Genomic DNA, 12,022 nt, shown 5'->3' with positions numbered 1-12,022 from the left:
TGGGGCGCTGACGATGTGCGCCATGGCAGAGCCGGACCGACCGGTCGAGCCGATCGGAGGAGTTCCATGCGTCTGAGAACAGGTGTCACCGTGCTGGCGGCCATGCTGCTGGCGGTCACGGCGACCAGCGCCGGGGCGGCCCCCGTGCCGGACCCGGAGGCGCGTGGGGGGCCGTCGCACTGTGCCGCCCGGGACCGGGTCTCCGTACCCGGCGCGGAGTTCCAGACCGTGGCGTGTCTGCCGGACATGACGTCCACGGCGCTCGCGGGCACCCAGTACACCGACTCCACGGACTGGTCCCCGCTCTTCGCGAAGGGCACCCGGAACCCCTCGGGCGTACCCGGTGTCCAGATCGACGGCTACTTCCCCGACTCCTCACGGCTGAACGCCACCCACGGCTGGAAGCACGACGCCCAGTTCGTGATCCGGCTGCCCGACCGCTGGAACGGCGGGCTCGTGGTGACCGGCGCGCCCGGCACCCGCAAGCAGTACTCGCTGGACCCGCTGATCTCCGACTGGGTGCTGGCGCAGGGCTATGCCTTCGCCGCCACCGACAAGGGGAACAGCGGGCCCGATTTCTACACCGACGGCACCAGGCCCGGTGACGCGGTCGTCGAATGGAACCGGCGCACCACCGAACTGACCCGGGCCGCCAGGAAGGCGGTCCAGCGCGCGTACGGCCACGCCCCGCGCCGTACGTATATGACCGGCACCTCCAACGGCGGCTATCTGACCCGCTGGCAGCTGGAGAACCACCCCGACCTGTACGACGGCGGGGTGGACTGGGAGGGCGTGCTCTGGACGGAGCGCGGCCCCAATCTCCTCACCTATCTGCCCACCACCGTGGCGTACGGGACGGGCGCCGCGGGCGCCGACGACATGTACGAGGCCGGGTTCGCGCCGGGCAGCGAGTTCCTCTGGCCCTATCACCGGACCGCCTACTGGGGGCTGACACAGAAGGTGTACCGGGCCGAGTTCGATCCCGCGTACGACCCCAGCTGCCCCGGCGCCTCGGCCGGTTCCACCACGGCGGAGATCCTGGCGCCCTGCGCCTCGGACGCCTCGTACGACTACGCGGCCCGGCCGCGCTCCGTGCACCGGGCCGTCGAGCGCGTCGCGCTGACCGGCCGGATCGGCAAACCCATGATCACGCTCCAGGGCTCGCTGGACACGCTGCTGCCGATCGCCACCGACTCGGACGTGTACACGCGCATGATCGACGACCAGCACCGGGCCGGGCTGCACCGCTACTACACGATCGAGGGCGGCACGCATGTCGACGGCCTCTACGACACCTATCCGGACCAGCTGCGCCCGATCCTGCCCTGCTACCGGAGCGCGTTCGAGGCGCTGACCCGGTGGGTCGAGCGCGGCGCGGCCCCGCCGGCGAGCCGTACCGTCCCCAGGCCCGCCTCCGGTGACGTGGTGAACACCTGCGCCCTGCGCTGAGCGCGCGGGACCCTTGCGCTCCCGTACCGTGGCTTCCCCCTTCCCCGATCCGCACCGGGAGCACCGTGTCCGCCCTTCTCTATGTCACCGATCTCGGCTACGAGGCCAAGGGCCGCAGATACTGCGACGAGGACATCCGGCTCTCCTCCCGGCTGCGGCGGGACTTCGCCGTGGCGCTGTGCCATCCGCTCGACGCCGCACGTCTGATGGGGTCCTTCGACGCGGTCGTGGTGCGCAACAGCGGGCCCGTGCTCCACTACCGGAAGGAGTACGAGGCCTTCCGCGACCGGGCGCGCGCGGCCGGGATCCGGGTCTACAACCCGCTGACCGGCCGGGCGGACATGACCGGCAAGGGGTATCTGGCGGAGCTGAGCGCCGCCGGATACCCGGTCATACCGACCGTCGACCGCGCCGAGGACCTCGGCCGGCTGCCGGCGGCCGGCTCCTATGTGGTGAAGCCACGGCTGGGCGCGGACTCGATCGGGATGGAGTTCGTCCCGGAGGAGCGGCTGGCGGACCTCGCCTTCGGCGGTCCCGACGGGGTGCTGGTGCAGCCACGGATCCCGTTCCGCTACGAGGTCTCGTTCTACTTCATCGACCGGGACTTCCAGTACGCCCTGTACGCGCCCGACCCGGGGCGGCGCTGGGAACTGGAACCGTACGAGGCCGGGGCCGCGGATCTGGAGTTCGCGCGCCGGTTCATCGACTGGAACGGTCTCGCGCACGGGATACAGCGCGTGGACGCCTGCCGGGCCCCGGACGGGGAACTGCTGCTCGTCGAACTGGAGGACCTCAATCCGTATCTTTCCCTGGAACTGCTGGACCCCGGCACCCGGGAGGCCTTCGCCGCGCGGCTGACGGCCTCGCTCCACGATCTGCTGCGCTGACGGGCGGGCCCTTCCGCGCCCTGGCTCACCGCCCTGGCTCACGAAGCGGCTCATGGGCCTACGGCCCCTGGCGCGGTTCCTCCCAGGTCATCGTCGTACCGCGCCCGCCGTCCTCGCCCACCCCGTTGTCCGTGACGACCAGCCGTACGCCCTCCAGCCCGTCCGGCAGCTCCGCCGTCGCGTCGATCTCCACCTCGATCGCCGTCACCCCCTCCCGCCGGTGCGCGGCGGCGAGAGCGCCGCGTACCTGGGCCAGCAGCCGCCGGCCCACCGGTTCGCCGACGAGCGTGTCCACCGGTCCGGTGAACCGCACCGACGGCCGGAAGCCCAGCGGCACCGCCGCGCCGTCCACCTCCCGCAGCACCTTGCCGCGCACGCTCGTCGGGGCGTCGGCGGGCGGCTGCTGGAGCGCGAAGATCGTGGTCCGCACCTCCTGGATGGTGGAGTCCAGCTCGTCCACGGCCCGGCCCAGCAGCTCGTCCAGTTCCGGTGTGCCCGCGCGCCGTCTGGTCGACTCCAGCATCATCTCGGTCGCGAAGAGGCGCTGGACGACCAGATCGTGCAGATCGCGGGCGATCCGGTCGCGGTCCTCGTACACCGCGAGCTGCTGCCGGTTCCGCCGGGAGTCCGCCAGTACGAGCGCGACCGCGGCCTGGGAGGCGAACTGGGTGGCCAGCAGCCGGTCCACCGCGCTGTACGGACGGCCGCCGCGCCGGCGCGGCAGGGCGAGCGTGCCGATCAGCTTGCCGCCGCTCTGGAGCGGCAGCATCATGCTCGGCCCGAAGCGGGACCGTACCTGGGTGGTCATCCGGGGATCGGTCGACGAGTCCTCGATGAACACCGGCTCACCGCCCAGCAGTTGGACCAGTACGGGGGAGCCGGGCTCGATGATGGTGCCGACGATGCCGTCCGGGTCGCCGGTCGTGGACGCGGCGACGATCTCCATCCCGCCCTCCTCGGTGGGCTGGAGCACCACACCCGCGTAGGCGTCGGCGAGCAGTCTGGCCGACTCGGCGACGGTCATCAGCGAGTCGGCCGCGTTCTCCCCGCGCAGCAGCGCCGTGGTGACCGCCGCGGCCCCCTTGATCCAGCGCTCGCGCCGCCGGGTCGCCCCGTACAGCCGGGCGTTGCCGATCGCGATGCCCGCCTGCGAGGCCAGCACCCCCAGCAGCTCCTCGTCCTGCTCGGTGAAGGGACCGGTCCGTTTCTCCGCGAGGGAGAGACTGCCCAGGACCACGGTGTCCACCTGGACCGGCAGCCCGAGGAAGGAGCGCATCGGGGGATGGCCGGGCACCATGCCGGCGAAGCGGGGGTGGGCCGTCAGATCGTCCAGCCGCAGTGGCAGCGCGTCCCTGACGAGTACGCCGAGCAGCCCGCCACGCGCGTCGGGGAGCCGTCCGATGTGCTCGCGCTCGCTGTCGCTGATTCCCGCCGTGAAGAGTTCGGTGAGCCGGCCGCGCTCGGGATCGATCACTCCGAGGGCGCCGTAGCGGGCACCGATCAGTTCGGTGGCGGTGTCGACGATGTGCTGGAGCGCGGGTCGCAGTTCGAGTTCGGTGCCGATGCCGAGCACCGCCTCCAGCAGCGCGGGCAGCAGGGGCTCGGGCGCCATACCGTCGTCGGACCCGGCACCGGGACGCGGACCCGGCTCCCGCGCCGCCCCGCCGTTCTTCCCCCTCCCGCCGCCTTCTCCGCTCATCGCACAGCTCGTCTTCTCACCCGCCCCGCACGCCCCTGGCCGTCCGCCCGTCGTGCGGCGGCCGGTCAAACGGCGGCCGGTGAAGCGGCTGTCGGTCGAGCGGCCGCTGTCAGCGGACCACGGCCAGCGGGTTCAGGACCATCGGCTGGACCTTTCCCTCCAGCATCGCACCGAGGCCCAGTACGGCGCAGATGTCGGGGCGCTCCGCGATCGCCACCGGCATACCCGTCGCGTCGCGCAGCATCTGGTCGAGACCGGGCATCAGCGCACTGCCGCCGACCATCGTGATCCCGCCGTCCGCGAGATCGGCCACCAGATCGGGCGGGCAGTCCCTGAGCACCTTGCCGATGCCGTCGAGGACGGCCGTCAGCGGTGAGTAGATCGCGTCCCGTACGGCGGCGGTGTCCACCAGCACCGAACGGGCGACGCCGGTGGCCACGTCCCGGCCGTGGATCTCGGTGGTGCTGGGGCCCCGCGCGGTGAGGCCGTGGTTGCTGAGCGCGAGCTGCAACGGGCGTACGGACTGGCTGGGCAGCAGCAGCTCGTGCTGGTGACGGAGATGCTGGATCACCGCGTGGTCGATGGCGTTGCCGCCGATCGGGATCCGCTGCGCGGTGACGATCGAGCCGAGGGAGAGCACCGCGACCTGGGTGGTCGCCGCGCCGCAGACCATGATCATGTTGGCGGTGGGCTGCTCCACGGGCAGCCCGCAGCCGACGGCCGCGGCGATCAGGGTGTCGACCAGTTCGACCCGGCGCGCGCCGAGACCGACCAGGGTCTCCACGCAGGCGCGCTGCGCGAGCGGGTCGCTGTCGTGCGGGGTGGAGGCGGCGGCGCGCAGCCGGGGCTTGCGGCGGAGCTTGCGGCGGAGCTTGTCACCGAGGAGATGACGGAGCATGCGCTGGGCCATCTCGATGTCGACGACCGTCCCGCCGGAGACCGGCCGGACGACCTGGATGTAGTCGGGGGTACGGCCCGTCATCTGCTCGGCGAGCGCGCCGACGGCGATGAGCGCGCCGGTCCGGGTGTTGAGGGCGGCGACGCTCGGTTCGTCGACGACGAGCCCGGCCCCCTTGACAAAGACCCGGGTCCTGGCGGCCCCCAGGTCGACGGCGATGTGGCAGCGTCGCAACTGCTCAAGACTGACGGTCACGGCAGGGTCTCCCGAGAGCGCTGATGGGTTCACCGGCGGCGGCCGGCCCTGTTCGCATCGTGCTGCGACGGCCCCCGCGGCGCGCGCTGAGCTGCGCCGGTCGGGCGTACGGAGTTGACGGCCCGCCGGCGGGTGTCGGCGGCCGGTCCCCGGGCCGTACGGAGACGCGTACGACCCGGTCGTACGGGCGGCTCCGGATCGTCCGGCCGCGCCCTGTCCGGTGCCGCTGACGGGCCGTGCCGCACCCGCCCCGGATCGCCTCAGCGGGTCTCGGACCAGTGCTGCAAGAGTCCCCAGGTGAATTCCGCGACGCCCGAACCGCCGCCCGGGAGAGTGAACGCCAGCCGCAGCCTGGTGGGGGCGCTGCCCTCCATCGGCCGGGCGGGCGGGAACGCCCGCGCGACCTCGTCCACGGTGCAGGACCAGGGGCGCAGATCCTCCGCCGTACGCGGCTCGGGACCGGCCGCCCCCGGCGCGCGTACCAGCCATTCGTTCCATACGGCCCCGCCCGGCGCCACCATCACCTCGAACCGCAGTCCGGGCCAGAGCGGTACGGGCCAGAGCAGGGCGTCGCACTCCAGATCGCCGACCGCCCGACGGAAGGTCAGCTCCGGTTCGCCGAGGACGGAGCGGTAGAGGGACAGCGCGCCGCGGCCCCGGGGCGCGCGCACCATCGCCTGCCATCGGCGGTTCGCCTCACGCATCTCCGACAGCGACACCCCCAGTTCACGGCGGGCGTCGTCGACCAGCTCCGGCTGATGGTCGGCCATCCGCCGCAGCAGGACGAGCTGGAATTCGAGCGGACCGAACGGACCATTGGACGTCATACCGCCATCTTGCCGGTACACGTGGGTCGCCTGGGACACGTGTGACACGGGAGTCCACACAAGACCCTCACAGGCTCGTCTATGCGCGTCGCCCCGCCTCCGCATAATGTGCGGGGCGCCATGGACTACTGCGACCAGTGCCGACGGCACCTCAACGGAGCACTGGCGTGCGCCGGATGCGGCACCCCCGCCGAGGAGCTGCGGCAGCAAGCCCCGCCATCCCCCGGGCCGCAACACAGCCGCCGCCCGGACCGGGAGAGCGGGGGCACCGAAGATCACGGAGAGTACGAGGACGCGCCGGACGGTGAGATCGTCCTGGACGAACTCGTGCTGACCGGCCGCCACCCCGAGCCGGGCCAGGGACGGCGCGACCCGTCCTCGCGCCGTCGCAAGGGCCAGTCCCGGCCCCGTGGGCGTACCAAACCGCGCCGGGCGCGCGGCAAGCGCCGGCGCAAGGTGCTGATAGCGACCTTCGGCGTGCTGCTCTCGCTCGCCACGCTGAGCCTGGCCGAGCTGGCCATGGAGTCCCCGGGCAAGGACGACGCCACCGCCGTCAAGGAGGAGACCCCGGTCGACTTCGAGGGCGGGCCGCGGGACACGGAGCGGCCCGAGGCCCCCGACGATCCAGGACCCGCGCCGTCCGCGGACCCCGGTACGACCGGCTCGGCGAGCCCCGGCGGCAGCGGTGAACCCGGTACGCAGGCGTCCGGCGGGGCGGCCGTGTCGTCCTCCGCCCCGCCGGACGAAACGGGGGAGGACAGCCCGGATCCGTCCGAGTCCGGCTCACCCGGTCCCGACGGTTCCACACCGGGGACGACCGGTCCTTCCGGGCCCAGCGGGGAGCCCACCTCGGGCAGCCCGACGACACAGGCGCCTCCGCCGCCGCCCCCGCCGGCCCCCGAGCCGACCGAGACCTGCGTCCTGTGGATCTTCTGCTCCTGATCGCCGGGTCTGGTCCGTGAGCCCGGCCCGTGAGCCCGGCCCGTGAGCCCGGTTCCTGGATCTGTCCTCGTACGCGACCCGCCGATCATCCGTTGATCCGCCCATGCGATGTCCCGCGCGCGGGCGCTATTCCGCGTTCTCGCCCAGCATCCGCTTGAGCAGATCGCGCAGCACCCCGCGCTCCTCGACGGACAGCTCCGCGAGCGGCTCGCGCGCGAAGTCCAGTGAGTTCCGCAGCAGCGCCGCCGTCGCCCGGCCCTTCTCGGTCGGAGCGGCGAGCTTCACCCGGCGGTCGGCCGGGTCAGGACGCCGCTCCACCAGGCCACGCGCTTCGAGCCGGTCCACGATGCCGGTGACATTGGACGGCTCGCACTTCAGCTTCCGGGCGATCCGGCGCATGGGCATGGGCTCCAGGGAAAGGAGTCGCAGGACGCGCGCCTGCGCGCCGGTGAGGGAGTGCTCGGCCGCGGCCTGGTCGTACTCCTCGTAGTAGCGGGCCACGACGCTGCCGATCAGCTCGACTACTTCGAGGGTCAGCGGGTCCGCGCGTGGAGTGGCCATGGACACGAGCATAGCCAGTTGCTTGACAACATGAAATATTCAGGAGCATGGTTCTTTCAGGTGGTGAAGCTTTATGCCGGGACCGAGGACCGAGGCCATCGGCCCCCGTCCCGGCGCACCGTCGAGGAATCCGAGGAATCAACTGAGGAGGCCCCGCTCCATGACCGCACTTCCCGAGTCCGGCCGTGTCTGGCATCTCGTCGCCCGTCCCCATGGCCTGCCGCGGCCGGAGGATGTCGCTCTGCGCGAGGTGCCGGTGACCGAGCCCGGCGAGGGCCGGATCCTGGTCCGCAATCTGCACTTCTCGGTCGACCCGTACATGCGCGGCAGGATGAACGACGTCACGTCGTATGTGCCTCCGTACCAGCTCGACCGGCCGATGGACGGCGCGGCGGTGGGCGAGGTCATCGCCTCCGGCAGTGCGGACTTCGCCGTCGGCGACCATGTCACGCACGGTCTGGGCTGGCGTGAGTACGCGGAGTTCCCGGCCGAGCGCGCGGTCGGGGTCGATGCCTCCCTCGCTCCGCTCTCCGCCTGTCTCGGGGTGCTCGGCGGCACCGGTCTCACCGCCTACGCGGGCCTCCTGGAGATCGGTTCCCTCAAGGAGGGCGACACCGTCTTCGTCTCGGGCGCGGCCGGAGCCGTCGGCAGCCAGGCCGGCCAGCTCGCCAGGATCAAGGGCGCCGCCCGGGTGATCGGTTCCGCGGGCTCGGACGAGAAGGTCAAGCTCCTGGTCGAGGAGTACGGTTTCGACGCGGCGTTCAATTACAGGAACGGCCCGGTCAGGGACCAGCTCAAGGCGGCCGCGCCCGACGGTGTCGATCTCTACTTCGACAATGTCGGCGGCGAGCATCTCGAAGCCGCGATCTCCTCGCTCAATCCCTTCGGCCGGGCCGTCCTGTGCGGCGCGATCTCGCAGTACAACAGCACGGAACCGACCCCGGGCCCGCGCAATCTCGCCCTCGCGATCGGCAAGCGGCTGCGCCTCCAAGGCATGATCGTGACCGATCACCACGGACTGCTGCCGGAATTCGTCAAGGACGTCGCGGGGTGGCTGGCCTCCGGTGAACTCAAGTACCACGAGACCGTGGTCGAGGGCATCGAGAACGCCTTCGACGCGTTCCTGGGAGTACTGCGCGGTGACAACACCGGAAAGATGATCGTCACACTCAACAGCTAGCAGCCACCCGTTAGGCTCGACTCAGACCGCCGTGGTCCGTGGGCGCGAGCCGCGGCGTACAACAGGAGGAACGCACCGTATGAGCATCCAGAAGATCGATGTCCTCTACACCGCCGTCGCCACCGCGGAGAACGGCCGTGACGGCCGCGTCTCCAGCGACGACGGCAAGCTCGACGTCGTCGTCAACCCGCCCAAGGAGATGGGTGGCAGCGGCGCCGGGACCAACCCGGAGCAGCTCTTCGCCGCCGGGTACAGCGCCTGCTTCCAGGGTGCGCTCGGTGTGGTCGCCCGCAGGGAGAAGGCCGACATCTCCGGTTCGACGGTGACCGCCAAGGTCGGCATCGGCAAGACGGAGGCCGGTGGCTTCGGTCTGGAGGTCGTGCTGACGGCGTCCATCCCGAACGTCGACGAGGCCACCGCCAAGGACCTGCTGGAGAAGGCGCACCAGGTGTGCCCCTACTCCAACGCGACCCGCGGCAACATCAAGGTCGAGCTGTCGGTCGCCTGATCGCACAGCGCGCGACGTACGACCTGAACACGCGACGCACGACCTGAACGACCGAGGGCCGGACCCGCGCGGGTCCGGCCCTCGGGCTCTCTGCGCCAGGTACTGCGCGACTACTTCGCCGAGGCGAGCAGCGCGCGGCCGAGCTGCGCGAACACTCCCTTGGGGTGGTCGCGGAAGAGCGGCTCGGTGCCGAACAGCACGACCGGCGCGCCCTGCGCGGACGTCCCGCTCACGATCGAGGCCTTGCCCGCCGCGTCCGTGGGCCCGCCCGTACCGCTTCCGTTCGCGCGCCAGTGGCCCGAGACCAGCGGATTGCCGGTGCCGTACGACTGGTCGGCCCGCACCCCTGGCCCCAGGTCGGTGAACCACCGAGGCGAGTAGACAAAGGTGTGCGCGAGGGCGCCGCCGGTGATCGGACCGCCCGCGTTGGCCACCCGCACCACACCGTTGGCGTCACCGTTGCCCGCCACGGCCCTGGCGGCCAGCAGACCCGCCGCCGTGTTGAAGGAGGCACCCGCCGAACCGAGTCCGACGACTCCCCCGCCCCCGGCCAGGAATCCGTTCAGAGCCTCGCGCGCGGCCGGGTCGAGACCGGTGTACGAAAGCCCCGAGGAGACGTAGAGCACATCGGCGGCGGACCAGTCGAAGCCCGCGTTCAGGACCGCGGTCGAGACCGGCACCACCTCGAAGCCCATCTCGCGCAGACCGAACAGCTCACCGGGCGTCACGGCGGCGGCGACCCGCGTACGGTGCGGCGAACCGGACCCCTTCTCCTTCGTGGCGGTGAAGACCACGCCGTACCGGTCGGCCAGCACGACGGCCTGACGGCGCGCCGAGGAGGGCACGATCGCGGAACCGTCCGCCGCCCGCCGTACGTTCACTCCCCGCGCCAGCAGGGAGTTGAGAGCGGTCAGCTCCTTGGGGTCGTCCAGGCGCAGCCGCAGATCACCGTGGCCCCGGCTGCCGCCCGCGACCGAGCCGGTGGGCGCGGCGGCGTGGACCGTACGGCTGTGCAGCCGCAGTCCGCCACTGACGTTCCGCACCTTGTCCACGCTCGCGCCCCACAGCAGCCCGAGGCTCCACCCCGAGATGTCGTACATGGTGGAGACATCGGCGCTGATGTCCCGTCCCTCGGACAGGATCACATTGGCGATCCCGCGCTTGGACTGGTGCATGTCGACGACATACGAGCCCGCCGGATACGAGCGTCCCGCCAGCCGGAAGCCGGCCGACGCCCGCTCGACCCGTACGTCGTTGGCGATGAGATGGTCCACCAGCCGGGCCGCCGCGGTCGCGGAGCGCTGCCCCTCGCCCGCCGGGATCACATACGCCCGGGGGAACTCCGTCGTGTACACGTCCTCCGGGCCGATGCCCGGCACACCCGGCACGGTCTGCTCGGAGACCGGCCGCTGGGCCTCGCCCGCCGCGCCCCGCCGGAATGTCTCGATCTGGTCGGCGATCAGCGAAGTGCGGTTGCGGTACGCGTAGTCGAGGGTCGCGCGCATCGCCGCGCCCGCGATGTCCGTGTTGATCGCGGACCGCCGGCGCAGCTCCTCGACGGGCAGGGAGTCGTACGAGGCGTTGTTGACCCGCATCGGGATCTCGACGGTGTGCGAGGCCACCGCGCCCTGGAACGCCATGTACTGCGGGGTGAAGATCGGCGGCCAGTCGTCCCAGCCCTCCTGCTGGTCACGGAAGGGGATGACGGGCGGCTCCACACCGTCCTTCGCGGAGGTGTAGCCCAGATCGTTCACCGCCTTCTCCATACCGAGGGCGTTGGCGTAGGTGTTCTTCAGGAAGAGGTCGTACTCGTAGTTCTCACCGTGCGGCGGGGTCGTCGGCTCGATCAGGGTGCCGTTGACATAGCCGTGCAGATCGAGCATCACGGCGGGCTGCTTGTCGATGGCGATCTGCCGCATGGCGCGCGTCTCGGGCTGCGAGCCGGTGATGAAGTCCCGGTTCAGATCGAAGTTGTTGCCGTTGGCGCGGGTACCGGCGATCCGGCCGTCCGGATTGGCGGTCACATTGAGGTAGATCCGGTTCCCGGCGAGCAGATCGCGGGTCCTGCCGTCCTTCGCCTTCGCCAGCTCCTCGATGAGCTTCAGGGCGGCGTCGGTGCCCTCCCACTCGTTGCCGTGGATGTTGTTGTTGATGAACACCGGTGTCTTGTAGGCGGACTTGATCCGGCGGTCCTTGGCGGCGGACGCGGGGGAGTCCTCGATCAGCTCGCGCATCCGCTCCTGCTCGCGCGCCTCGTGCGCGCTCTCGGGCGCGGTGACGGTGACGAGATACAGCTCGTGTCCGCCGGCGGAGCGGCCCGTGACCTCGACGCTGACCCGGTCGCCCTGCTTCTGGAGGGCGTTGAGCCGGGGAGCCAGGGAGTGGTACGGGGCCAGACCGAGCTTGATCGCTTTGTCGGCCGGGTTCTCGGGCGTGGTGTCGAGGACCGTACGGCGCGGGTAGCCGCCGTCCTTGCGCGGCGTGGGACCAGGTGTGCCGAGGGCGGTGAGCGCGGTGAGCGCGGCGCCGGAGGACTTCCCGGTGGCGGCGGCGGTCTCGACGGCGGCCACGGAGGCCGGGCCGCCGTTCTCCCTCACGGGGTGCGACCCTTGGGCGTCACGCCCGGGAGCGGCGGTGGCGGGGAGCGGGGCGAGCAGCAGAGCACCGGCCGTAACGGCGGTGGTCAGCAGGACAGGTCTGGGTATCCCCATGCGTCTGTACCCTCCGAGCTTTCGGAAATGATCAGAAGTGATCGGTGGTATTAGCAATCGATCGACAGTGATCGGTAAGCAGGGTTTACAGGGTGTGCGACCGAA

General features: G+C 71.4%; 10 protein-coding genes. 5 read left to right on the top strand and 5 right to left on the bottom strand.

All coding sequences use genetic code 11. The annotated features are described in order from the left end of the window. The first annotated feature begins 66 nt into the window (after positions 1-66). A complete protein-coding gene (locus ACWGDX_RS06870; protein WP_453622950.1) occupies positions 67-1,449 on the top strand; it encodes a tannase/feruloyl esterase family alpha/beta hydrolase in 1,383 nt (460 codons plus the stop codon). 65 nt (positions 1,450-1,514) lie between these two features. Continuing rightward, on the top strand, positions 1,515-2,336 hold the full coding sequence (locus tag ACWGDX_RS06865; RefSeq protein WP_453622948.1) for a hypothetical protein: 822 nt from the start codon (positions 1,515-1,517) through the stop codon (positions 2,334-2,336). A gap of 58 nt (positions 2,337-2,394) precedes the next feature. Here ACWGDX_RS06865 and ACWGDX_RS06860 read toward each other — a convergent pair whose 3' ends face one another. The 3 genes from ACWGDX_RS06860 to ACWGDX_RS06850 all read right to left on the bottom strand — a co-directional run bounded on the left by ACWGDX_RS06860 (position 2,395) and on the right by ACWGDX_RS06850 (position 6,015). Further along, positions 2,395-3,948, bottom strand: a complete 1,554-nt coding sequence (locus ACWGDX_RS06860) for a GAF domain-containing sensor histidine kinase (protein WP_453623040.1) — start codon at positions 3,946-3,948, stop codon at positions 2,395-2,397. A gap of 196 nt (positions 3,949-4,144) precedes the next feature. Beyond that, entirely contained in the window at positions 4,145-5,188 is a 1,044-nt protein-coding gene (locus ACWGDX_RS06855) for a rod shape-determining protein (RefSeq protein ID WP_453622946.1), read from the bottom strand. 260 nt (positions 5,189-5,448) lie between these two features. Beyond that, entirely contained in the window at positions 5,449-6,015 is a 567-nt protein-coding gene (locus ACWGDX_RS06850) for a hypothetical protein (protein WP_453622944.1), read from the bottom strand. 120 nt (positions 6,016-6,135) lie between these two features. Here ACWGDX_RS06850 and ACWGDX_RS06845 point away from each other — a divergent pair, with 120 nt between their 5' ends. Then, on the top strand, positions 6,136-6,957 hold the full coding sequence (locus ACWGDX_RS06845) for an SCO2400 family protein (RefSeq protein ID WP_453622942.1): 822 nt from the start codon (positions 6,136-6,138) through the stop codon (positions 6,955-6,957). Between the two features lie 126 nt (positions 6,958-7,083). Here the strand turns inward: ACWGDX_RS06845 and ACWGDX_RS06840 are convergent, their stop codons facing one another. After that, the gene (locus ACWGDX_RS06840; protein ID WP_453622940.1) at positions 7,084-7,518 is read right to left on the bottom strand and encodes a MarR family winged helix-turn-helix transcriptional regulator; all 435 of its coding nucleotides are present in this window, start codon (positions 7,516-7,518) and stop codon (positions 7,084-7,086) included. A gap of 160 nt (positions 7,519-7,678) precedes the next feature. Here ACWGDX_RS06840 and ACWGDX_RS06835 point away from each other — a divergent pair, with 160 nt between their 5' ends. Continuing rightward, a complete protein-coding gene (locus tag ACWGDX_RS06835) occupies positions 7,679-8,698 on the top strand; it encodes an NADP-dependent oxidoreductase (RefSeq protein WP_453622939.1) in 1,020 nt (339 codons plus the stop codon). A 79-nt stretch (positions 8,699-8,777) separates the two neighbouring features. Beyond that, complete coding sequence (locus ACWGDX_RS06830; RefSeq protein ID WP_453622937.1) at positions 8,778-9,206, top strand: organic hydroperoxide resistance protein; 429 nt, start codon at positions 8,778-8,780, stop codon at positions 9,204-9,206. Between the two features lie 110 nt (positions 9,207-9,316). Here the strand turns inward: ACWGDX_RS06830 and ACWGDX_RS06825 are convergent, their stop codons facing one another. Continuing rightward, positions 9,317-11,917, bottom strand: coding sequence for a M14 family zinc carboxypeptidase (locus tag ACWGDX_RS06825; protein WP_453622935.1), 2,601 nt, complete (start codon positions 11,915-11,917; stop codon positions 9,317-9,319). Positions 11,918-12,022: the final 105 nt, after the last annotated feature.

The sequence above is a fragment of the Streptomyces sp. NPDC055025 genome (assembly GCF_053608565.1).
This window is presented reverse-complemented; position numbering and strand designations above follow the sequence as displayed.

Bases quoted from the DNA above. Each gene is read 5' to 3' on its own strand.
- ACWGDX_RS06870 (WP_453622950.1), top strand. From the start codon at position 67: ATGCGTCTGAGAACAGGTGTCACCGTGCTGGCGGCCATGCTGCTGGCG.
- ACWGDX_RS06860 (WP_453623040.1), bottom strand. From the start codon at position 3,948: ATGGCGCCCGAGCCCCTGCTGCCCGCGCTGCTGGAGGCGGTGCTCGGC.
- ACWGDX_RS06850 (WP_453622944.1), bottom strand. From the start codon at position 6,015: ATGACGTCCAATGGTCCGTTCGGTCCGCTCGAATTCCAGCTCGTCCTG.
- ACWGDX_RS06845 (WP_453622942.1), top strand. From the start codon at position 6,136: ATGGACTACTGCGACCAGTGCCGACGGCACCTCAACGGAGCACTGGCG.
- ACWGDX_RS06840 (WP_453622940.1), bottom strand. From the start codon at position 7,518: ATGGCCACTCCACGCGCGGACCCGCTGACCCTCGAAGTAGTCGAGCTG.
- ACWGDX_RS06835 (WP_453622939.1), top strand. From the start codon at position 7,679: ATGACCGCACTTCCCGAGTCCGGCCGTGTCTGGCATCTCGTCGCCCGT.
- ACWGDX_RS06830 (WP_453622937.1), top strand. From the start codon at position 8,778: ATGAGCATCCAGAAGATCGATGTCCTCTACACCGCCGTCGCCACCGCG.
- ACWGDX_RS06825 (WP_453622935.1), bottom strand. From the start codon at position 11,917: ATGGGGATACCCAGACCTGTCCTGCTGACCACCGCCGTTACGGCCGGT.